Origin of the sequence: Streptomyces sp. NPDC006372 (genome assembly GCF_040612515.1) — a bacterium.
Taxonomy (GTDB): domain Bacteria; phylum Actinomycetota; class Actinomycetes; order Streptomycetales; family Streptomycetaceae; genus Streptomyces.
Genome location: NZ_JBEXQJ010000009.1, coordinates 137,382 through 159,094 on the forward strand (window position 1 = coordinate 137,382; position 21,713 = coordinate 159,094).

21 protein-coding genes are annotated in these 21,713 nt (G+C 71.2%); 8 read left to right on the forward strand and 13 right to left on the reverse strand.

Annotated elements, in window-relative coordinates; all coding sequences use genetic code 11:
* Nucleotides 1–3: 3 nt before the first annotated feature.
* The 7 genes from denD to ABZ016_RS17080 all read right to left on the reverse strand — a co-directional run bounded on the left by denD (nucleotide 4) and on the right by ABZ016_RS17080 (nucleotide 7,190).
* Nucleotides 4–1,050, reverse strand: a complete 1,047-nt coding sequence (denD, locus tag ABZ016_RS17050; RefSeq protein ID WP_356917413.1) for a D-erythronate dehydrogenase — start codon at nucleotides 1,048–1,050, stop codon at nucleotides 4–6.
* Nucleotides 1,047–1,850 carry a 2-oxo-tetronate isomerase gene (gene otnI / locus ABZ016_RS17055; protein WP_356917414.1) on the reverse strand — a complete coding sequence of 268 codons (804 nt, stop codon included), beginning with the start codon at nucleotides 1,848–1,850 and terminating at the stop codon, nucleotides 1,047–1,049. Before otnI ends, denD begins: the two co-directional genes overlap by 4 nt.
* 34 nt (nucleotides 1,851–1,884) lie before the next feature.
* Entirely contained in the window at nucleotides 1,885–3,192 is a 1,308-nt protein-coding gene (locus tag ABZ016_RS17060) for an MFS transporter (protein ID WP_356917415.1), read from the reverse strand.
* A gap of 48 nt (nucleotides 3,193–3,240) precedes the next feature.
* On the reverse strand, nucleotides 3,241–3,939 hold the full coding sequence (locus tag ABZ016_RS17065; RefSeq protein WP_356917416.1) for an aldolase: 699 nt from the start codon (nucleotides 3,937–3,939) through the stop codon (nucleotides 3,241–3,243).
* Complete coding sequence (gene otnK / locus ABZ016_RS17070) at nucleotides 3,936–5,216, reverse strand: 3-oxo-tetronate kinase (RefSeq protein ID WP_356917417.1); 1,281 nt, start codon at nucleotides 5,214–5,216, stop codon at nucleotides 3,936–3,938. The genes ABZ016_RS17065 and otnK overlap by 4 nt, the downstream gene beginning before the upstream one ends.
* 1 nt (nucleotide 5,217) lies before the next feature.
* On the reverse strand, nucleotides 5,218–6,135 hold the full coding sequence (gene ltnD / locus ABZ016_RS17075) for an L-threonate dehydrogenase (RefSeq protein ID WP_356917418.1): 918 nt from the start codon (nucleotides 6,133–6,135) through the stop codon (nucleotides 5,218–5,220).
* 149 nt (nucleotides 6,136–6,284) lie between these two features.
* Nucleotides 6,285–7,190: a LysR family transcriptional regulator gene (locus tag ABZ016_RS17080; RefSeq protein ID WP_356917419.1), complete on the reverse strand. Its 906-nt coding sequence runs from the start codon at nucleotides 7,188–7,190 to the stop codon at nucleotides 6,285–6,287.
* 136 nt (nucleotides 7,191–7,326) lie between these two features.
* Between ABZ016_RS17080 and ABZ016_RS17085 the strand changes: the two genes are divergently transcribed.
* The 5 genes from ABZ016_RS17085 to ABZ016_RS17105 all read left to right on the forward strand — a co-directional run bounded on the left by ABZ016_RS17085 (nucleotide 7,327) and on the right by ABZ016_RS17105 (nucleotide 11,722).
* Entirely contained in the window at nucleotides 7,327–7,407 is an 81-nt protein-coding gene (locus tag ABZ016_RS17085; RefSeq protein WP_356917512.1) for a putative leader peptide, read from the forward strand.
* A gap of 200 nt (nucleotides 7,408–7,607) precedes the next feature.
* On the forward strand, nucleotides 7,608–8,735 hold the full coding sequence (gene sfnG / locus ABZ016_RS17090) for a dimethylsulfone monooxygenase SfnG (protein WP_356917420.1): 1,128 nt from the start codon (nucleotides 7,608–7,610) through the stop codon (nucleotides 8,733–8,735).
* 40 nt (nucleotides 8,736–8,775) lie between these two features.
* Entirely contained in the window at nucleotides 8,776–9,333 is a 558-nt protein-coding gene (ssuE, locus tag ABZ016_RS17095) for an NADPH-dependent FMN reductase (RefSeq protein WP_356917421.1), read from the forward strand.
* On the forward strand, nucleotides 9,330–10,517 hold the full coding sequence (locus tag ABZ016_RS17100; protein WP_356917422.1) for an SfnB family sulfur acquisition oxidoreductase: 1,188 nt from the start codon (nucleotides 9,330–9,332) through the stop codon (nucleotides 10,515–10,517). Before ssuE ends, ABZ016_RS17100 begins: the two co-directional genes overlap by 4 nt.
* A 44-nt stretch (nucleotides 10,518–10,561) precedes the next feature.
* Entirely contained in the window at nucleotides 10,562–11,722 is a 1,161-nt protein-coding gene (locus tag ABZ016_RS17105) for an LLM class flavin-dependent oxidoreductase (protein WP_356917423.1), read from the forward strand.
* A gap of 3 nt (nucleotides 11,723–11,725) precedes the next feature.
* On the opposite strand, the gene ABZ016_RS17110 is transcribed toward ABZ016_RS17105, so the two are convergent.
* The 3 genes from ABZ016_RS17110 to ABZ016_RS17120 are packed head-to-tail and all read right to left on the reverse strand — an operon-like array spanning nucleotide 11,726 to nucleotide 15,964.
* Nucleotides 11,726–13,342 carry an MDR family MFS transporter gene (locus ABZ016_RS17110; RefSeq protein WP_356917424.1) on the reverse strand — a complete coding sequence of 539 codons (1,617 nt, stop codon included), beginning with the start codon at nucleotides 13,340–13,342 and terminating at the stop codon, nucleotides 11,726–11,728.
* A 38-nt stretch (nucleotides 13,343–13,380) separates the two neighbouring features.
* Nucleotides 13,381–14,589 (reverse strand): glycosyltransferase, encoded by a 1,209-nt coding sequence (locus tag ABZ016_RS17115; protein WP_356917425.1) that lies wholly within the window; start codon nucleotides 14,587–14,589, stop codon nucleotides 13,381–13,383.
* 52 nt (nucleotides 14,590–14,641) lie between these two features.
* Entirely contained in the window at nucleotides 14,642–15,964 is a 1,323-nt protein-coding gene (locus ABZ016_RS17120) for a UDP-glucose/GDP-mannose dehydrogenase family protein (protein WP_356917426.1), read from the reverse strand.
* 251 nt (nucleotides 15,965–16,215) lie between these two features.
* Here ABZ016_RS17120 and ABZ016_RS17125 point away from each other — a divergent pair, with 251 nt between their 5' ends.
* Both ABZ016_RS17125 and ABZ016_RS17130 read left to right on the forward strand, forming a co-directional pair.
* On the forward strand, nucleotides 16,216–16,920 hold the full coding sequence (locus tag ABZ016_RS17125; protein WP_356917427.1) for a TetR family transcriptional regulator: 705 nt from the start codon (nucleotides 16,216–16,218) through the stop codon (nucleotides 16,918–16,920).
* A 373-nt stretch (nucleotides 16,921–17,293) separates the two neighbouring features.
* A complete protein-coding gene (locus ABZ016_RS17130; protein ID WP_356917428.1) occupies nucleotides 17,294–18,184 on the forward strand; it encodes a glutathione S-transferase C-terminal domain-containing protein in 891 nt (296 codons plus the stop codon).
* A gap of 11 nt (nucleotides 18,185–18,195) precedes the next feature.
* Here the strand turns inward: ABZ016_RS17130 and ABZ016_RS17135 are convergent, their stop codons facing one another.
* Nucleotides 18,196–18,399 (reverse strand): hypothetical protein, encoded by a 204-nt coding sequence (locus tag ABZ016_RS17135; protein ID WP_356917429.1) that lies wholly within the window; start codon nucleotides 18,397–18,399, stop codon nucleotides 18,196–18,198.
* A 46-nt stretch (nucleotides 18,400–18,445) separates the two neighbouring features.
* The gene (locus ABZ016_RS17140) at nucleotides 18,446–20,242 is read right to left on the reverse strand and encodes an ABC transporter ATP-binding protein (RefSeq protein ID WP_356917430.1); all 1,797 of its coding nucleotides are present in this window, start codon (nucleotides 20,240–20,242) and stop codon (nucleotides 18,446–18,448) included.
* A 298-nt stretch (nucleotides 20,243–20,540) separates the two neighbouring features.
* On the opposite strand from ABZ016_RS17140, the gene ABZ016_RS17145 reads away from it, so the two are divergent.
* Nucleotides 20,541–21,023, forward strand: a complete 483-nt coding sequence (locus ABZ016_RS17145; RefSeq protein ID WP_356917431.1) for a tautomerase enzyme — start codon at nucleotides 20,541–20,543, stop codon at nucleotides 21,021–21,023.
* Here ABZ016_RS17145 and ABZ016_RS17150 read toward each other — a convergent pair.
* Entirely contained in the window at nucleotides 21,013–21,597 is a 585-nt protein-coding gene (locus tag ABZ016_RS17150) for a TetR/AcrR family transcriptional regulator (protein WP_356917432.1), read from the reverse strand. The genes ABZ016_RS17145 and ABZ016_RS17150 overlap by 11 nt on opposite strands.
* Nucleotides 21,598–21,713: the final 116 nt, after the last annotated feature.

Here is a 21,713-nt window from a genome sequence, read left to right on the forward strand (position 1 = left end):
AGTCTATAGGTCCGGGTCTCGTCGTTCCGCTGCCGGCGATGTGCCGACCAGGATCGCGTCGGGATGGTCGGCCAGGTAGCCCCGGACCACCGATGCGAAGCTCGGGTCGGGCTCCAGCCCGAGCGCCGCGGCACGCGTGTTGTCGAAGACCGAGGGCCACGACCCCACGACGGCCTCGACAGCGTGATCGGGCGCGACGGTCACCAGATCGGCCACGGCGTCGCCTGCCACGCGTCGCAGTGTGGCCAGCATCTCGGCGACCGAGACCGTGAGCGCCGGGAGGTTGACCGGCAGCCCGCCGTCGAGCCGGCCCTTCCCGGTGCCGCGCTCGGCTTCCGCGATGCGGAGGATCCCCTCGACCGTGCGCCGTGGCGACGCCAGTGCCACCCGCAGGCCGGGGCGTACGGGACAGATCGCGGGGAGGCCCGCGAGCGGCTCGCGGATGATGCCGGACAGGAAGCCGGAGGCGGCCGCGTTCGGCTTGCCGGGCCGCACGGACACGGTCATCAGCCGGGCGACGCGCCCGTCGACGAAGCCCTTGCGCGTGTAGTCCGCGACCAGCTGCTCGCAGACGAACTTCTGGATCCCGTAGCTCGACCGGGGAGTGGGCAGGGTCGACTCGCCGACCACCGGAGGGAGGGGGAGAGCCGGGTCGGAACCGTAGACCGCCACGCTGCTGGAGAAGACCAGGCGCGGCACCGGCCCGCCGGCGGCCGACTGCGCCCGGGCGGCCTCGAGGAGGGCGCGGGTGGTGTCCAGATTGGCGCTCATACCGAGGTCGAAGTCGGCCTCGCACTCGGCCGAGACGGCGGCGGCGAGGTGGATCAGTACGTCCACCGGCTCCGCGAACACCTCGTCGAGGCACTCGGTCAGGTCACCCCGCACGATCTCCACGAGGGGATCGGCCGTCTCCGCCGCCCCGGCCGGCACGTACCGGTCGGTGAGCACAAGGCGGTCGATCGGCACGCCACGATGCGTGCGCGTCCTGAGCAGGGTGTCGGTGATCTCGCGTCCCAGGAAGCCGAAGCCACCCGTGATGACGATCCTCATGCGTGGTCTCCTCGGTAGTCGTTCAGCCAGCCGAGGCCCTCGCTCGTGCCGGCCCGGGGGATGTACTCGCAGCCGATCCACCCGTCGAAGTCCAGGTCGTCGATGACGCCGAACAGGTGCCGGACGTCGAGTTCGCCGCTGTCGGGCTCGTGGCGGTCCGGCACGCCGGCGATCTGCAGATGACCGACCCGGCCGGTCGGCAGGTCGCGGCGCAGCGTCATCGTGAGGTCGCCTTCGACGATCTGGCAGTGGTAGAGGTCGAGTTGCACCTTGAGGTTCGGGGCGCCGACGTCCCGGACCACCGCGTGGGCCTCCGACTGCCCGGACAGGAAGTAGCCCGGCATGTCACGGCCGTTGATCGGCTCGATGAGGACGTCGACGGCCACCGCGGCGGCTCGCTCCGCGGCCCACTCCAGGTTGGCCAGGTAGGTGCCGCGGTGCGCGTCCCGTTCCTCGGCGGTCGCGTCCGGTGGCACGAGACCGGCCATCACGTGCAACCGCGGGCAGTCGAGCGCGGCGGCGTAGTCGAGGGCGCGGGCGACGCCGGAGCGTAGCTCCGCCTCGCGGCCGGGGAGCGCCGCGATCCCGCGCTCTCCGGACTCCCACGCCCCGGGAGGCGCGTTGAACAGCACCTGCCTGAGGCCGTGGTCGTCGAGCCGGTGGCGCAACTCCCCGCTGTCGTAGGCATAGGGGAAGAGGTACTCGACGGCGGTGAAGCCGTCCGCCGAGGCCGCGGCGAAGCGGTCGGGGAAGTCGTGCTCGGCGTACATCATGGACAGGTTCGCTGCGAACCTCGGCATGGTGGCTCCATCGACGGGACCGGGCGGCCCCGGTTCAGCGGTTGACGGTCTGCTTGTCGGTGGTGAGCACCGCGGCGGCGCCCAGGACGAGAGTGAGCGCCAGGACGTACATCGGGAGGGAGGTCGAGCCGGTCGCGTCCTTCAGCGCGCCGATCATGTAGGGACTGACGAAACCGGCGAGGTTGCCCACCGAGTTGATCACGGCGAGGCCGACCGCGGCTGCGGTACCGCCGAGGAAGGCGGTGGGGAGCGACCAGAACAGCGGCGCGCAGGTCAGCACACCGGCCGCGGCGACGGACAGCGCGATCAGGGACAGTGCGGTGGACCCGGCCCAGCCGGCCGCCAGGGAGAAGCCGACGGCGCCCATCAGGCTCGGGACGACCAGGTGCCAGCGGCGCTCGCGGCGCCTGTCCGCGGAACGTCCGAGCAGGTTCATCGTGACCAGTGCGGCCAGGAACGGCACCGCGCTGAGCGCGCCGATCGCGAGGTTGCCCTCGATGCCGGTGGACTCGATGAACGTGGGCATCCAGAACGTCAGGGCGTACTGGCCCATGACGAAGCAGAAGTAGATGAGGCACATCAGCCACACCTTGGGCTCGCGGAAGGCGTCCCAGACCCGGCCGTGCACGGTCTGGTGCGCGGCGTCCTCGGCGATCGCCCGTTCGACGACGTCCTTCTCCTCGTCGGTGAGCCACTTCGCGGCGCGCACGCTGTCGTCGAGGTAGAACAGGGTGGCCACGCCGATGAGCAGGGCGGGTATCGCTTCCAGCAGGAACATCCACTGCCAGCCCTGCCAGCCGTTCACGCCCTGGAACCGGTCCATGATCCAGCCGGAGAGCGGGTTGCCGAAGATGCCGGCCACCGGGATCGCGGACATGAAGAGGGCGATCACGCGGGCACGGCGGTGCGAGGGGAACCAGTAGGTGCAGTACAGGATCACCCCCGGGTAGAAGCCGGCCTCCGCGGCGCCGAGGAGGAACCTCAGGACGTAGAACATCGCCTCGTTGTGGACGAACATGAACGCCGCCGAGACGAGGCCCCAGCTGATCATGATCCGGGCGATCCAGGTGCGGGCGCCGACGCGCTGCAGCATGAGGTTGGACGGGACCTCGAAGAGGAAGTAGCCGACGAAGAACAGGCCGGCGCCGAGGCCGTACGCCGCCTCGCTGAAGCCGAGGTCGTCGGACATCTGGAGCTTCGCGAAGCCGACGTTGACCCGGTCCAGGTAGGAGACGACGTAACAGAGCACGAGGAAGGGGACGACACGTCGTACGACCTTGCGGAAGACGGCGTTCTCACGGGAGGCGTCGGTGACTTGGGACGCCGATACGGGCATGGACATGGCGATCCTTTGAGCGGCTCAGGGGAATTCTCCGGGAGGGGAGAGGGGTCACCACGCGGCGTTGAACGTGGACCTCAGTTCGTCGAGCGAGTGCGCGGCGAGCGGCTCGGGGCGACGGTCGGTCAGGAGCCAGAGACGTGCCGTCTCCTCGAGTTCCTCGAGGACGGCGAGAGCGGTGGCCGCGTCGGGGCCCCAGACCACGGGGCCCAGCCGGTCCAGCAGCACCGCCCTGATGGGCGTACGGCTCGCTGCGCGGTCGGCGATGTGTGCGGTCACCAGGTCGGCCACGCGCGGGTCGCCGGGCCGGTGGTAGGGGACGAGGGGGACGTGCCCGACCTTCATCACGTAGTACGGGGTGATGGGGGGAAGCACGTCGTCGTCGCTCCACACTCCGGCCAGCGTGAGCGCGACCAGGTGCGTGGAATGGGTGTGGACGACGAAGCGGGCCGTGGGGTCGGCGGAACAGATGCGGCGATGCAGGGTCAGGGTCTTGCTGGCCCGGTCGCCCGCCACCTGCTCGCCCCGGGCGTCGACCAGCGCCAGGCGGTCGGGTTCGAGGAACCCCAGTGCGGCGTCGGTCGGCGTGATCAGGTGGTGGTCACCGACCTTGGCGCTGATGTTGCCCGCGCTGGCATGGACGTAGCCCCGGGCGAACAGGCTCGTACCGACCCGGACGATCTCGTCGCGGGCCAGGTCGACGGCCTCGTCGTGTGCCGTCTCGGTCTCGCTGTTCACCTGAGGGCTCATGCCGCCTCCTCGTCCAGGAGCGCGAACGAGGAGGTGAAGAAGGCGGGGCCGCCGAAGTTCCCCGACTTGAGCGTGATGTGGAGCGTGTCCCCGCCGGGGAGGGCCGCCGCGCACCACGGCACACCGGGGTCGATCTGCGGACCGATGCGGAGCCCGGTGATGCCGAGCGCATGGACGACGGCGCCCGAGGTCTCGCCACCCGCGACGACGAGGCGGCGCACGCCGCGTTCCACGAGCCCCTGTGCGACGCGGGCCAGCGTCCGCTCCACGAGGTCACCGGCCTCGGCGGCACCGAGCCGGCCCTGCACGGTCCGGACGGTGTCGGCCGGCTGGGTCGAGTAGACGAGGACCGGCCCGTCGTCCAGGTGTGACTCGGCGAAGGCCAGGGCCTCCTCGACCACGTCCTCGCCGGCCGCCACGCGCAGCGGGTCCACGCTGAAGGCGGGGCGGCCGGTGCGCAGGTACTGAAGGACCTGACGGTTGGTGGCCTCGGAGACCGAGCCCGAGACGACGGCCCGGTGGCCGGTGGTGGGCGGCAGGTGCGCGGCGGCGCGGGACGGCTTGACCCCCCAGTTCGCGGGCAGGCCGATCGCCAGCCCCGATCCGGCTGTCACCAGGGGGAAGCCCTGGACCGCCGCGCCCAGGCGCACCAGGTCGTCGTTGGAGACGGCGTCGACGACGGCGATCCCGATGCCGTCCGCACGCAGGGCGTCGACGCGGGCCCGGATCGCCTCGACGCCGTCGGCGACGACGGTGTGGTCGATGAGGCCGACCTTGCGCGTGCTCTGGGCGCCGAGGACGGAGACCAGGTTGGAGTCGGTCATCGGCGTGAGCGGGTGGTGGCGCATGCCGCTGTCGCTGAGCAGCACGTCACCGACGAAGAGATGGCCCTTGAAGACCGTGCGTCCGTTGTCGGGGAACGCCGGTGTGGCGACCGTGAAGTCCGTGCCCAGGGCGTCCATCAGTGCCTCGGTCACCGGCCCGATGTTGCCGGCCGGAGTCGAGTCGAAGGTGGAGCAGTACTTGAAGTAGATCTGCTCCGCGCCCATGGACCGCAGGCAGGCGAGAGCTCGCAGTGACGCCTCGACGGCGTCGGCGGCCGGGACGGTGCGCGACTTGAGGGCGATGACCACGGCGTCCGCGTCCACCGCCTGCTCGACACCGTCCGGTGGTGTGTCGATCAGCTGGACCACGCGCAGGCCCGCGCGCACCAGGTTGTTGGCGAGGTCCGTGGCGCCGGTGAAGTCGTCGGCGATGCATCCGAGACGGATTCCCATGTCAGGCCTCCACCGGCTTGGGCAGGTCGACCCCCGGGAAGATCTTGATGACCGCGCTGTCGTCCTCGGCCCCCAGTCCGGACGCCGAGGCCTGGAGGAACATCTGGTGGGCCGTGGCGGCGAGGGGGAGCGGGAACCGTTCCGGCCTCGCGGAGTCCAGCACCAGCCCCAGGTCCTTGACGAAGATGTCGACGGCGGACAGAGGTGTGTAGTCACCGGCGAGCACATGGGCCATGCGGTTCTCGAACATCCAGGAGTTGCCGGCGCTGTGGGTGATGACCTCGTAGAGCGCCTCGGCGGGAACGCCCGCCTTGATGCCGAGGGCCATCGCCTCGGCCGCGGCGGCGATGTGCACGCCCGCGAGCAGCTGATTGACGATCTTGACCTTGGAGCCGAGTCCGGCGCGCTCTCCCAGGCGGTAGAGCGTGCTGCTCATGGCCTCCAGGACCGGGTCGGCCAGGGCGTAGGCCCCGGCGGAGCCCGACGTCATCATGGTGAGTTCACCGGTCGCCGCACGCGCCGCGCCACCGGAGATGGGGGCGTCCAGGTAGAGCACACCCCTGTCCGCCAGGCGGTTCTCCAGCGCGGCGGACCAGCCCGGGTCGACGGTGGAGCACATCACGAAGACGGAGCCGGGACGGAGCCGGTCGGCCGCGCCATCGGCACCGAACAGCACGGTCTCCACCTGCGCCGCGTTCACCACCACGCTGACCAGGACGTCCACCGCGGCCGCCAGCTCACCGCAGGTACCGAAGGCCGTCCCGCCGTCGCGGGCGAAGTCAGCGGCGGTCTCGGGCCTCAGGTCGTGAACACCCACGTCGTAGCCCGCCGTCCGCAGGCTCCGGGCCATCCCGAGGCCCATGGCCCCCAGACCCACCACGCCCACGCGCGATCGTGCGGGCTCGTTCAGGTCGCTCATGCCCCTCCTCGCATTGCCGTGCACTCCGGAATGGCTGGGGCAGCCCCTCCGGGAGATCAGGTCATATGATGACCTGAGGACGACGGAATGCAAGGTGTGATGTCCGTCACTTCGGTTGCCTCGTTCAGCGCTGGGGAGTGGTCAGTGCCTCACGGCGCCCGGTGCGCACGCGCGTTGCGTACGAAGAGGGTGTGCAGATCGCGAACGGCCCGGGGGGCGGACACCGCCGGGCGACGCTGCAGCACCAGCAGCACGTCGGTCTCGTCCTCCGCGAGCGGCCGCACGGTGATGGTGCCCCGCCGCTCCAGCGGATCGCCGATCACGCTGAAGTCGGGCAGCACCGTGGCCCCCAGCCCCTCGGCGACCATCAGCTTGCCCATCTCGGCGCCGTCGGTGGAGTACGAGAAGGACGGTGTCCGGCCGCGCAGCAGCCGGTGGACGAAGCGGTGCATGACGTAACCGGACCGCATCACGATCAGGGGCTCGGCGAGGAGGCTGTCCACATCCACCGCGTCCAGAGCCGCCAGCGGACTGTCGGGGCGTACGCACACCACCGGCCGTCCGCGCAGCAGCTCGGTCGTCTCGAATCCGGGCGGCACGTCGTCCCCGTGGAGGTAGTTCACCAGCCCCAGGTCGAAGGCGCCCTCCAGCAGGCCGCGGTGGATGTCGGCCTGCTGGGCGCCGACCACCTCGACCTGGGTGGCCGGATGCGCGGCCCGGAACTCCCGCACGGTCGGGATGAGCAGCGGGACGGTGGCCGTGTTGACCGTGCCGAGCCGCACCATGCGGCTGATGCGGTGCTGATCGCCGGCCGCACCGCGCAGCCGGTCCACCGCGTCCAGCACCGTCATGATGTGCGGCAGCAGTTCCCGGCCCTCGTCACTGACCTTCGCGCCCGACCGTTTGCGCTCCAGCAGGTCCACGCCGAGCTCCCGCTCCAGATTGCGCACGGTCTCACTGAGCGCGGGCTGGGACAGATGCAGTTCCTCAGCGGCGCGCCGCAGCGAACCGAACCGGGTCACGGCGGCGATGTATTCCAGCTGTTCTATACGCACGACAGGAGACTGCGTCCGTCGCGAACCCGGTTCAAGGGAATCCCTGTCACAACCTCGTGAATACCGACTCTCACCATGTGGAATCACCACCGGGCGTTCTTGACCGGCCGGACTCGCGCTTGGTTGGATCGATGACATGAAGCGACAGGACCTCACGCGACGACGCCACGTCGACCTCGCGCGTGTCTCCAGCTCCTGTTGTCGCCGCTGCGCCTGAGCGCAGCGCACCCGAGGGAAACCCTCCCACTCGTCTTCTGCGCCCTCACCGTTCATGAACCGCGGTCCCGGACGTTCTCCGTCGTGCTGACGGCCTTCCCGGAACCGCTGCTCCAGCGCGCCTGAATTCCCCGCGCGAGCACGTACCCGTGCCGACGCCTGTGCGCTTCGCGTGCCTTTCCGCCCTCCCCAGGAGTCCCCATGCCCGTACCGCCCGTATCCGACCCCGTCCGCTTCGCCTACTGGGTGCCGAACGTCAGCGGCGGTCTGGTCACCAGCACCGTCGAGCAGCGCACCGACTGGGGATACGACTACAACCGCGAGCTCGCGGTCCTCGCCGAGAACAACGGCTTCGACTACGCCCTCAGCCAGGTCCGCTACATGGCCAGCTACGGCGCCGAGTACCAGCACGAGTCGACCAGCTTCAGCCTCGCCCTGCTGCTCGCCACCCAGCGGCTGAAGGTCATCGCCGCGGTCCACCCCGGCCTGTGGCACCCGGGCGTCCTCGCCAAACTCGGCGCCACCGCCGACCACTTGTCAGGCGGCCGCTTCGCCGTCAACGTCGTCAGCGGCTGGTTCAAGGGCGAGTTCACCGCCCTCGGGGAGCCCTGGCTGGAGCACGACGAACGCTACCGGCGCGCGGAGGAGTTCATCACCGCCCTGCGCACCATCTGGACCGAGGACCACGCCGAACTCGCCGGTGACTTCTACCGGGTGCGCGACTTCTCCCTCAAGCCCAAGCCGCTCAACACCCCTGAGCGCCCACACCCGGAGATCTTCCAGGGCGGCAACTCCACCGCCGCCCGGGCCATGGCGGGCCGCGTCTCCGACTGGTACTTCAGCAACGGCAAGGACTTCGAGGGCGTCACCGAGCAGATCGAGGACGTCCGGGCCTCCGCCGCTCAAGCAGGCCGCACCCCACCGAAGTTCGGCCTCAACGGCTTCCTCATCGCCCGCGACACCGAGGCCGAGGCCCGCGAGACGCTCCGCGAGATCGTCGCCCACGCCGACACCCGGGCCGTGCACGGCTTCCGCGACGCCGTCCAGCAGGCCGGTCAGTCCACCGCCGACGGCAAGGGCATGTGGCAGGACTCCAGTTTCGAGGACCTCGTCCAGTACAACGACGGCTTCCGTACCGGACTCATCGGCACTCCCGAGCAGATCGCCGAACGGATCGTCGCCTACAAGCGGCTCGGCGTCGACCTCTTCCTCCTCGGCTTCCTGCACTACCACGAGGAGGTCGAGTACTTCGGCAAGCGGGTGCTGCCCCTCGTGCGTGAACTGGAGGCGCGGGAAGCACGGTCCGAGCCCGTCGCCGCCCACGCCTGACCGACGCCCGCCCACGAACAGCCCAACGGAAGGTCCTCACATGGCCACCATCCTGTCCGTATCCGGCAGCCCCTCCGCCACCTCCCGCACCGAGCGGCTGCTGCGCCACCTCGACGCGCGGCTCACCGCACAGGGACACGAGGTGATCCCGCTGGACGTCCGGACCGTCCCCGCCGAAGCGCTCCTCGGAGCGGACTTCCGGCACCCGGAGATCGTCCGGGCCACCGCCCTGGTCGAGCAGGCGGACGGGGTGGTGGTCGGCACCCCCGTCTACAAGGCCGCCTACTCGGGACTGCTGAAGTCACTGCTGGACCTGCTCCCGCAGTACGCGCTGGCCGGCAAGACGGTCCTGCCGCTGGCCACCGGGGGCTCCACCGCCCACGTCCTGGCCATCGACTACGCCCTGCGTCCCGTGCTGAGCTCCATGGGCGCCGCGCACATCGTCCCGGGCTGGTTCACCCTCGACAAGGACATCACCATGGGCGACGACGGCTCCCTGACCGTCGCACCCGGCTCGGCCGAGGCCCTGGCCCAGGTCACCGACCAGTTCTCCACCGCGCTGGGGGGCCGTACGGCGCTGCTGGCGGCCACCGGATGAGCGCGCCCCACGTGATCGGCGACGACGCCGAGGCCCTCGCCGTCGCCGCCGAACTGGCCGCGGAGTTCCGCAAGGACGCCGCCGAACGGGACGCACGGCGCAGGCTCCCGCACGCGGAGCTGGAACGGCTGTCCGCCTCCGGCCTGCTGGCCGTGAGCGTCCCGGCCGAGTTCGGCGGGGCGGACGTCGGCGCCGGGACGCTCGCCGAGATCTTCCGGCTGCTGGCCGCCGCCGACGCCAGCCTCGCCCAGATCCCGCAGAGCCACTTCGTCTACGTCAACGTGCTGCGCCGCCAGGGGACGCACGCCCAGCAGGAGTTCCTCTTCGGCGAGGTGCTGCGGGGCCGCCGGTTCGGCAACGCCCAGTCCGAGGCGGGCACCCGGCACGTGCAGGACATCCGCACCACGCTCGCGCGGCGCCCGGACGGGTCGTACGTCCTCGACGGCGTCAAGCACTACTCGACGGGCGCGCTGTTCGCCCACTGGATCCCGGTCCTCGCCCGCGCCGACGACGACACCCTGCACGTGGCGTACGTCCCGCGCGACGCCTCCGGCCTGACGGTCGTCGACGACTGGGACGGCATGGGGCAGCGCACCACGGCCAGCGGCACCGTCCGCCTGGAGCGGGTGCCCGTCCCCGCCGACCGTGTCGTTCCCCACCACCTCACCTTCCAGGGCCCCCAACTCCACGGAGCCGTGGCCCAGTTGCTGCACGCCGCGATCGACGCGGGCATCGCCTCCGGAGCGCTCGCGGAGGCCGTGGAGTTCGTCCGCACGAAAAGCCGGCCCTGGTTCGAGAGCGGATTCGAGACGGCCGCGGAGGACCCGCTGCTGGTCCAGCGGTTCGGTGAGCTCGCCGTGCGGGTCCGGGCGGCGGAGGCACTGCTGCGCGAGGCCGCCCGCACGGTCGACGCCGCCCGGGACGACCTGACCGACGACTCGGCCGCCGAGGCCTCGATCGCGGTGGCCGCGGCCAAGGTGACCGCGGCGGAGGCCGCCGTGGAGGTCGGCAGCGCCCTCTTCGAGGTCTCCGGCACCCGCTCGGCGCTCGACTCCCTGGGCCTGCACCGCCACTGGCGCGACGCCCGCACCCACACCCTGCACGACCCGGCCCGCTGGAAGATCCAGCACATCGGCCGCTACGTCCTGAACGGCACCAGGCCAGCCCGGCACGGCCTGCTCTGAGCCCGCTGCCCCGCTGCCTCCCCTCTCACGATCGGAGACCCCTCGTGTCCCTCACCTTCCACTGGTTCCTGCCCACCAACGGCGACAGCCGTCATGTCGTCGGCGGCGGCCACGGCACCCCGGCCACCGAGTCCGGACGGGACCGGCCGCCGTCGGTCGCCTACCTGAGCCAGATCGCAAGCGCCGCCGAGGACCTCGGTTTCGTCGGCGCCCTCACCCCCACCGGAGCGTGGTGCGAGGACGCGTGGCTGACCACGGCCATGGTCAGCCAGAACACCGAACGCCTGAAGTTCCTGGTGGCCTTCCGGCCCGGATTCGTCTCACCCACCCTCGCCGCGCAGATGGCGTCCACCTTCCAGCGGCAGACCGGCGGACGGCTGCTGCTCAACGTCGTCACCGGCGGCGAGAGCCACGAGCAGCGTGCCTACGGCGACTTCCTCGACAAGGACGCGCGCTACCGCCGCACCGGGGAGTTCCTGCAGATCGTGCGGGAGCTGTGGGAGGGCAAGACCGTCGACCTGCACGGCGAGCACCTCCAGGTGGCCGACGCGACGCTGGCCCGGGTGCCCGACCCGGTCCCCGAGGTCTACTTCGGGGGCTCCTCGCCGATCGCCGGGGAGATCGCCGCCCGGCACGTCGACGTGTACCTCACCTGGGGCGAGCCGCCGGCGCAGGTCGCGGAGAAGGTCGCCTGGATCAGGAAGCTGGCGGCCGAGCAGGGGCGCACCGTCCGGTTCGGCATCCGGCTGCACGTCATCACCCGTGACACCTCCGAGCAGGCCTGGGCGGAGGCGAACCGCCTGCTGGACGGCTTCGACCCGGAGACCGTCGCCTCCGTGCAGGCCGGCCTCGCCCGCAGCGAGTCCGAAGGGCAGCAGCGCATGCTCGCCCTGCACGAGGGCGGCCGGCGCGACGCCCTGGAGATCCACCCCAACCTGTGGGCCGGCATCGGTCTGGTGCGCGGCGGCGCCGGCACCGCCCTGGTCGGCAGCCACCAGGAGGTCGCCGAACGCATCAAGGAGTACGCGGCCCTGGGCATCGAGGAGTTCGTCCTCTCCGGCTACCCGCACCTGGAGGAGGCCTACTGGTTCGGCGAGGGAGTCCTGCCGAAGCTCCAGGCGCAGGGCCTGTGGCAGCATCCCTCCGGCATCCGGAGCGCCCCCTCGGCCCAGGTCCCGTTCGCGGGTACGGGATCCCCGCGATGACGTCTATTCGTCGGACAGGGTCAGGTCCGGTACCCGCCACGCCGCGATCACGAAGGCGGCCAGGGTCACCGCGGCACCGGCGAGGAAGACGACGCGCATCGAGCTGACGTAGCCCTCCAGGAACGGCAGGGCCGCGTTCGGGTCGAGGGCGCGCAGGAAGGCGGAGTCCTCCAGGTCGACGCCGCCGCCGGGACGCAGCACTCCCGTCAGGGCGTGCGCGTTCTCGGGCCGGTCCAGCAGCGCCCGGTAGGCCGGGTCGTGGCGGGCCTCGGCCAGCCGGTCGGCGATGGCGCCGGCCGCCGTGGTGAACAGGATCGACAGGAACGCCGCCGTGCCGACGGTGCCCCCGTTGGAGCGGAAGAAGTTCACCGACGCCGTCGCCGCACCCATGTCCGTACGGGGCACCTCGCACTGGGCGAGCGTGGTGAGCGTCTGCATCGACGCGCCCAGGCCCGCGCCCATCAACACCATGCCGAGCGCCGGATGCCACAGCGGGCTGTCCACGCGCAGGGTGGCGAAGACGAGCATCGCCGCGGTGAACGAGCCGACCCCGGCGACGAGATGGACCTTGAACCGGCCGGTCCGGGCGATCATCCGGCCCGTCAGCATCGTCACCGCGAGGTTCGCGGCCACCGTGGGCAGGGTGGCCAGGCCCGCCGCCATGGGGCTCATGCCGCGTACGAGCTGCAAGTACAGCGGCAGCGTCGTCATGGCGCCGAACATGCCGATGCCGACGAGGAAGTGCAGCCCGACGCCCAGCCGGAAGGCCCGGATGCGGAACAGGCGCGGCGGCAGCAGCGCGGCGTCACCCGACCGCCGCTCCACCACGACGAACACGGCGAGTCCCACCGCCCCGACCGCGTACATCGACAGTGCCCGGGGCGAGTCCCACCCCCAGGTGCGGCCCTGCTCGGCGACGACCAGCAGGGGGACCAGTCCCACGGCCAGGGTCAGCGCACCGGCGTAGTCGAGCCGGTGGCCGACCCGCCGGTGCGGGAAACGCAGGACGCGCACGATCGTCACGGCGGCCGCGGCGGCGAGCGGCACGTTGATCAGGAAGATCCAGCGCCAGCCGTCGATGCCGAGCAGGGTGGCCCGGTCCGCGAACGCGCCGCCCACCAGAGGCCCGACGATGCTGGCGCCGCCGAACACGGCCATGAAGTAGCCCTGGTAACGGCCCCGTTCGCGCGGGGTGGTGATGTCGGCGACGATCGTCATCGCCAGGGACATCAGTCCGCCGCCACCGAGACCCTGCACGGCGCGGAACGCCGCGAGTTCGTAGATCGACGTGGCGCATCCGCACAGCAGCGAACCGACGGTGAACAGGGCGATCGCGGCGAGGTAGACGGGCCTGCGGCCGTGGATGTCGGACAGCTTGCCGTAGAGCGGTGTCGCGATGGTGGCGGTGATGAGATACGCGGTCGTCACCCACGCCTGGGCCGTCAGCCCGTGCAGATCGTCCGCGATGGTCCGCAGCGCGGACGAGACCACCGTCTGGTCCAGGGCCCCCAGGAACATGCCGAGCACCAGCCCGGACATGACGGTGGTGATCTGCCGGTGACTGAGCCGCGGGGGCATGTCCCCGGCCGAGCCCTGTTCTCGGGTGTCGGAGAAGGTCACGTGTCGTCGTCCTCGGTGTGGGGGCGGGGGCCGTCCGGCTAGCCGGCGATCCTCGCCAGGTCGGCGACCGCGTCCGCGACGTCCGGAAGCGTCAGCATCGCCAGTTGGGCCGACCTGGCCCGCGCCCGCGGCTCGGGATCGGCGAGGAGTTTGCGGCACACCTCGGCGATGCCGGACGGGCTGCGGTCGGTGAGGTGACGTCCGAGGCCCAGCTCCTCCACGCGCTCGGCGTTGGTGGGCTGGTCCCCGAAGAACGGCAGGACCGCCAGGGGCGTGCCGGTGCGCATGGCCTCGCGGATGCTGTTGAAGCCGCCATGGGTGACGAACAGGTCCACCGACTCCAGCAGCAGCGGCTGCGGCACCCGGTCGGCGACGTGGACGTGCCCGGGCAGTCCCGCGCGGTCCAGCGGTATCCCGGACGTCGACACGACCACCGTGCAGTCGTCCAGTTCGGCCGCCGCATCCACGATCGCGTTCAGGCTCTCGGCGGCGTCCGGAATCTTCACGGGCAGTGGCTCGGACTGGCCTTCCATGCGGGCACGCAGCTGCGGCAGGGCGGTGCCGATCGCGGCGTACACCAGGGGCCGGTCCGTGGGCAGGGCGGCGGCCCACTCCGGCAGCACTCCGCCGCGCTCGACGTCCACGGTCTGCCGGTAGGACCACGTCCGGGGCAGATGCCGGGCGAAGGAGAAGGAGGACGGCACGTAGTCGACGCGGCCGTGCGGGACGACGGACAGCGGGTCCTCCCGTACGGGCAGCCCCAGCTCCTCGCGCCGCTGGTTCAGCTGGGGCAGCACCTCCGCCGGGTCCAGGATGTTGCTGAACCCGGAAGGCGTCGGCAGCTGCGGTATGCCCAGCAGCTCGGCGGTGAGCACCGCGCCCATGTCCATGCCGTCCCGCAGGATCAGATCGGGCCGGAAGTCCCGGGCGAGGGGAAGCAGGACGTCCAGGTGCGGCTTGACGTGCGGCCCGGCCACGTTCCGCATCAGCAACCGGGTCAGAACACCTGACGGATCCGTCGAGTCCGGGGTCTCCTCGAGCTCGGCGAGGTAGGGGACCAGCGCGGCCATCGGGTTGAACTCCGGCACTGCGGCGTTCACCGTTACGTCGTCGTCACGGAAGACGGGGACGAGGGCGTCGGTGGTGACCACCAGCACCTGATGCCCGGCCCCGGCCAGGGCGCGCAGCAGCGGCAGCTGAGCACGGCCGTGGGAAGGACTGCCGAGCGTGGTGCACAGAACCCGCATGGGGTGAGCCTTTCTCTCGGAAACTGTTCGAAGGGGAACGAAAAGGGCCTTGTCACGTCACCCGCGTCGGCGCCTGCGCGAGCCCGATGCCCTGCCAGGTCAGCCCGGCCCGCGCGAGGCGGTCCGGGTCCAGCAGGTTGCGGAAGTCGTGGACCTCGCGGCCCGCCATGCGCGCGGCGATCTCCGCCCAGTCGAGGTCGCGCAGCTCCGGCCACTCGGTGAGGACGAGGCAGGCCGCTGCCCCGTCGGCCGCCCGCACCGGGTCGTCGCAGAGCTCGACCAGATCGCTCAGGTCGGGCCGCTCCTCGCGCAACGCGGGGTCGTACGCGCTGAGCCGGGCTCCGCGCTCGCGGAGCAGCCGGGCCAAGGAGAGCGCGGGGGAGTCGCGCAGATCGGAGGTGCCGGCCTTGAAGGTCAGGCCGTACAGGGCGAGTCGTACGCCGTCCAGCGAGCCGCCCTCGCCGCGACCGCACGCCGCGGCGACCCGTTCCACGAGCTGCCGCTGGTGGGCGACATTGGTCTCGATGGTGGCCCGCAGCAGGGGAAAGTCGACCCCGGCCAGGTCGCACACGGTCAGCAGGGCGTGCGTGTCCTTGGGCAGACAGGAGCCGCCCCAGCCGGGCCCGGGCCGCAGGAACGCGGAGCCTACGCGCGGGTCCCGGCCGATGCCCTCGGTGACATCGTCGATATCGGCGCCGAAGCGTTCGCAGACGGTGGCCAGGTTGTTGGCGAAGGACAGCTTCATGGCGAGGAAGAAGTTCGCCGCGTACTTGGTCAGTTCGGCGCTGGCGGGGTCGGTGAGCACCAGCGGCGCGTCCAGTTCGGCGTACAGGCCGGCCACGCGCCGGGCGGTGTCCCGGTCGGCGGCGCCGATCACGATGCGGTCGGGGTGCAGGAAGTCCTGGACGGCGCGGCCTTCGCGCAGGAACTCCGGGTTGCTCACCACGGCCACGTCGTCCCGGTCGAGCAGCGTGGCGACGCGCTCGCTCGTTCCGACGGGCACGGTCGACTTGTTGACGACGACACAGCCGGGCGGCAGCACCTCGCGGACCTGCGCGGCGACGGCCTCCACGGCGGCGAGATCGGCCGCGCCGCCCGCTCCCATGGGCGTGGGCAGGCACAGGAACACCACGTCGGCCTCGGCGACGGCGGACGCGGTGTCGCCGGTGAAGTCGAGCCGTCCCGCGTCCAGTTCGTCCCGGACGGTCTCGGGCAGACCGGGTTCCAGGATGTCCACCCGCGCCTCGCGCAGCCGCTCGACCTTGTACGGGTCGGCGTCCGCGCACACCACATGGTGGCCGAGGGAGGCCAGGCAGGCGCCGGTGGTCAGTCCTACGTATCCGGTTCCGATCACGGCGACGCGTCGAACAGGCACAGAAGATCACCACTTCCGGTCGGTGGAGGACCCGCCTGCGACGGCTTCGAGGAGCGCGAGGGCGCGCGGCGTCGCGTGCTGCGGGCGGACCTGGGAGGGCCGACGTCGTCGTACGGCCCTCGCACAGTGAGGAGTCAAGTCATCGGTCGTTGACCTGACACAGGTATGGCATGTGCGGAGAACGGAAGTCAACGATTGATGACATCGGTCGGTGACTTTGAGACAGCTCCCGCAGACTGGAACATGGGCGGATGGCGGAAGCGCCGTGGACCACGGAGGTGCGGTACGTGTCGGGAGTACAGAACGGCGAGACGTCGAAGGCGGTGGCCCCAGGGCCCGCCCGCAAACGCTCGGCCTCGGCCACGCGCACCGCGCTTCGGGCCGCAGCGGCCTTCCGCTTCGGCAAGTACGGCTACGACGGCACCAGCGTGCGCGACATAGCGGGCGACGTCGGTGTCGACGCCGCCCTCGTCTACCGCTACTTCGGCTCGAAAGAAGCGCTGTTCAACGACGTGTCGGGTACGGGCAAGATCTTCGAGCCGCTGCTGGACGAGCCGGTCGAGGCGATCCCCGAGTGGTTCTGCGCGCTGCTCACGGGGCCGCCCAGGGAAGGCGGTTTCCCGCACCCGGTGCTGTCCGTGCTGCGGTCGTCGGGCCGGGACGAGGCGGTGGCGCGGCTGCGGGCGGATTTCACGGAGGTGTTCTCCGAGCGCCTGGCCGCTCGTCTCGGCGGCCCCGACGCCGATCTGCGGGCGGAACTCCTCGCAGCGTGGATGCTCGGCACCAGCCTGATGCGTACGGAGATCCGGCCTCCCGCCCTGGCCTCGGCGCCGGACGCCACGCTGGAGCGGTATCTGCGGGAAGGCATCGAGGTGTTGCTGGGCCCGCTGCCGGAGGACGGCTGCGGAGCGGCCGGGACGGTGACGGGCAAGGGGCGTGACCTGCCTCAGAACTGAGGCACTGTCAGAGGGGGAGGGGAAGGGGCGCCGGGCGGAACACGTTGCGGCCCTCTTGACGTGGCGGCGAGGCCGTCCGACACTCCAGAGGAGAGATCCCTAGTGAACGGGTAGGAAAGATGGAGCGTCCGGAGTCGTCCGCAGACCGCGCGATCCGCGCGGGCCGGTCGTCTCTCCTCCTCACCTCCCGTCGGCACATCGATCTCCTGCGTGTCTGCAGCGCGGCGAGCCCCCTGCGCTGAACCGGCGGTGCCCACCGGCACCGCACTCCGCCGCGCCTACGGGTATGCGCCGACGCCGCCGCGCACCCACCCCGCGTGCGCCGCCCGCCGCACCTCCGCGAACCGAGCCGGACCCGGACCCAGGGAGACACATGCCCGCCACACCCCTGTCCACCGTGCCGTCCCTCCTCTCCTCACCGTCGTTCCGAGGCAGGATCGGGTGTGACGCGAACAGCGGCTACTACGCCGTACCGCGCCGCTACCGCCTCCACCTCTCGCTGCCCTGCCCCGACTGTCTGCGCATCGCCATCACGCACAGCCTGCTCGGTCTGGAAGAGATCCTCCCGGTCGAGCCGCTGCCGGCCGTCCCCGACAGGCCCGACGGCGGACACTCCGCGCTGCGCCCCCTGTACGAGGCCGGCTCGCACCGTCACTCCGGACCGGCCCTCGCACCGGTGCTGAGCGACACCTGGACCGGACGGATCGTCAGCAGCCACTCCGCACACATCCTCCGGGACCTGGCCCGGCACTTCGGCGGCGACGGCCCGGACCGGCCCGACCTCTACCCGCACGGCGCCGAGGAGGAGATCGAGGCCTTCGAACGCCTCTGCGAGCACCGCATCGACCACGCCGCACAGCAAGCCGGGCGGTCCGACACCGACGTCACGGCGCGCCGTACCGCCCTCGGCTCCCTGCTGCGCGTGCTGGGCTCCCTGGAAAACCGGCTCGCCCACCAGGATTTCGTCCTCGGCGACGCCATCACCGCCGCCGACGTGCGGTTGTGGGTGGCCCTGGTCCAGCTCGACACGGTGCACCGCCTGCATCTGGACGCCGCCGCGGTCCACCGCGTCGCCGGTCACCCGCACCTGTGGGCCTACGCCCGGCGGCTTGCCGCCCACCCCGCCTTCGGGTGCCACCTCGACCTCGACGGCATCGCCCGCAGGCACCACGCCCACTGCCGGGGGCTGGAGGCCGCGGGGGCGGCGGTGCAGATCCTGGACTGGGCGGTTCACGTCGCGCAGGGGTCTCGAAGCAGGGCGTAGCGCCGCATGCGTCAGACCGGCGCGTCCTCCGTCAACTGGTTGGTGTCGAAGAGCTGGTTGATGTGGCCGCCCAGTTCGGACCAGTGCTGTCCGGAGAGTTCGGCGGCGGCCTTGGCGTCGCCGCCGGCGCAGACGTCCACGAGCCGGTCGTGGTGTGCGACGGTGTTGCGGCCACCGAGGAGGGTGGAGAACTTGACGATGAGCAGCGGCCGCACCCTGACCCCACCTGGCGTACCTGGTGCACGGCAGGCGGGGTCTCGCCTAGGGCGTGTCGTCGAGGAAGCCCCCCGACTGGTGCTGCCACAGCTTCGCGTAGGCGCCGTCGAACGCGAGCAGCTCTTGATGGGTGCCCTGTTCGACGATCCGTCCGCGGTCGAGGACGACGAGCTGGTCCATGGTGGCGACGGTGCTCAGCCGGTGCGCCACCACGAGCGCGGTCCGCCCCTCCATCAGCCGCCACAGCGCCTCCTGGACGAGGAGCTCGCTCTCGGAGTCAAGTGCGCTGGTCGCCTCGTCGAGCAGGAGGATCGGAGCGTCACGCAGGATCGCGCGGGCGAGCGCCACCCGCTGGCGCTGACCGCCGGACAGCTTCACTCCGCGCTCGCCCACCATGGTGTCGAAGCCGTCCGGCAACGTGTCGGCGAACTCCGTGACATGGGCCGCCTCGGCCGCTCGGCGGATCTCGGCGTCGGTGGCGTCCGGCCGGGCGAACGCGATGTTGTCCCGCAGGGTGCGGTGGAACATCGCCGGATCCTGCGGCACGTAGGCGATCTGGCTGCGCAGGTCGGCCTGGCGCAGCCGGCTGATGTCCTGACCACCGACCAGGATGCGGCCGCCGTCGATGTCCGTCATCCGCAGCAGCAGCCGGGTGAGAGACGTCTTGCCGCCGCCGGACCGGCCGACCAGGCCGAGCTTCGCCCCGCTCGGCACGTCCAGTTCGAGTCCCTCGAACAGCGGCCGGCCGCCCCGGTGGGCGAAGGTCACCTTCTCGAAGCGGACGTCGGCGGTCCGGGGTCGCAGCGGCTCGGGGACCGCGGGATCGAGCACGGTCGGCGGCGTCAGCAGCAGCTCGGTGAACTGCGCGGCCTCCGTCATCGAGCTCTCCAGGCGACGGTAGATCTGATTGAAGTCGAACATGATCCGCGTGGCGTTGCTGTAGTAGGTGAAGGCCACCACGATCGCCTCCACGCCCTGCGCGCCCCCGGCGAGCCGGACCGCCAGCAGCAGGCCCACCGCGTTGGTCAGCACCGACATCGGCGCCACCAGCGTGTCGATGCGCAGGTTGCCGTAGTCCCACGAACGCAGGGTGAGGCGGCGGGACGTGGCGACGCGGGAGCGGTGCTCGGCGGCCTCGCGCTCCTCGGCGGCGAACGCCCGTACCGTGTCCATGTTCATCAGACTGTCGGCGACATGGCCCGATACCAGGGCGATCGCCTCCTCACGCTGGTGGACCAGCCGCTGGCGGCGCCGGATGAGGGGCACGACCAGCACGGCCGTCAGTGCGATCATCACCAGCAGCCCGGCGACGAGCAGCGGTTCGTAGCGCCAGAGCACCACGGCCCCGAACGTCAGTGGCACGAAGTTGCCCACGATCTGGAACGTCAGGGTGTCCACGCACGGCTCGAACCGGGAGGCGAAGCTCAGCACGCGCTTGGTCAGCGACCCCGCGAAGTTGTCCTGGAAGAACGCCGCGTCCTTGGCGAACAGTTCGTCCATCCCGATCACGTACAGATGCTCGATGCCGAGGGCGTCGACGCGGTTGAGGCAGTGCAGGGCGACGCGCCACAGGGCCTCCGCGAGCAGCAGGACACCCGCGAAGCCCAGGACGTACGGCAGGGTCGAGGCGACCGTGACGTCCCGGTCGCCGGCCATGTCGCCGACGAGCTTGGCGACGATCAGAGGCGCCACGTAGTTGATGCCGATGTTGCCGAGCGCCGAGAGCAACATGGCCGGTGCCGTCCACCGGCGGAGCCGGGCCAGCTCCCGTCCGTAGTAGCGAAGTGCGAGCAGTACCGAGCGCTTGCCCGGCCGAACCCTGCGTGATTCCGGCGTTTCCATCCCACCCCTGTGTCGTCCTGTGGCGGACCGCCACCGCGTCTGCGCGGGCAGGGGTCATCGCCGCAACGAATGCGTGGATTTCGGGTCGAGTCCGGAAGTGTCCCGCGACAGCGGCCATGGAGTCCAAGCGTTTTCCGGCCGGGCGGTGGTGCGCGGGGAGCGCCCGGGAGGCGCGGCGGGCGGACTCGGGGCGGACGCCGAACAGGCCGAAGCGCTCGACCGGTTCACCTTCTATGACAGTCGTTATAGGCGAGTGCTAGCCTGCTGCCCTCCATAACGACTGTCATAGGAGAGTGCCGTGACGATCATCACCGTGACCGCCCCGACGGGACGCCTCGGTCCCGGGCAGCGTCGCGAACTCGCACAGACGCTGACCGACGCGGTGCTGGTGCCCGAGGTGGGACAGCTCGCGCCGGCCGCCCGGGTCGGGTTCCAGGTGCACTTCGTCGAGCGTGAGCGGGACATGATGGCCATCGGCGGGCGGCTGCTGGCGGACGCCGGACCGGAAGCCGACGTGATGGTCGTCGACGTCGCGGTGATGGATGCCGCCTGGCAGGCGGACGTACGGGCTCAGGTCGTCGAGCGTCTCCTCGCCGCCCTGGCGGCGGCGTGCGGGCGGGGCGAACCCTCGCCGGCGTGGTGGGTCACCTTCCGGGTGATCGACGAAGGCAGTTGGGGTGCCTCCGGCGGTGTGCTGTCGATCCTGTCGCTGCTCGCGAGCGGGGTGTTCACCGAGGAGCGGGCCGAGGCCGTCCGGGCGGCGTTGGCGGTCAGGCCTTGATCGTGGCGAGGACCAGGGCGTGAAGCTGGGCCGCCGTGCGGTCCAGCGGCTGGGTGCTGCGCTTGGCGCGGCACATGGCCACGGTCCCCTCGACCGCGGCGACGACGAGCGTCGCGACCTCCGCCGCCTGCTCGGGATCGGCGCCGTGCTCGCGCAGTGAGCCGGCCAGCAGGCTCTCCCATTCGTCGAAGACCTCGGCGGCGGCCGTCAGGGCGGTGGGCGTCTCGTCCACGGGAGGCTCCTCGATCGAGACGGCGAGGACCGGGCAGCCGGCCCGGAAGTCGCTCTCCACGACGATCTTGCGCCACAGGGTGAGAAAGGCCCGCAGCCCGGCGACCGGACCCGCCTCCAGTTCCCTGCGCAGACTGCGGGCGGCCCATGCGCCGGTGTGGCGCACGGCCTCCGTGGCCAACTGCTGCTTGCCTTCGGGGAAGTAGTGGTACGTCGAGCCGAGCGGCGCCCTGGCGTGCTTGGCCGTCTCGCGGATGCTCGTCGCGTTCAGGCCGCGCCGGCTGATCATGTCGGCGGCGCCGGCCACGATCCGCTCGCGCGCCGTCGGGCTGGGCTTGGTCACGTACGCGATCCCTTCTGACCCCACTGGCTATAACAGCCGTCATAGTCTAGCGTGACCGTCGTCTATAACGACTGTCATAAACCACGTGGGCCCTTGAAGCCCCCGGACACCCGAAA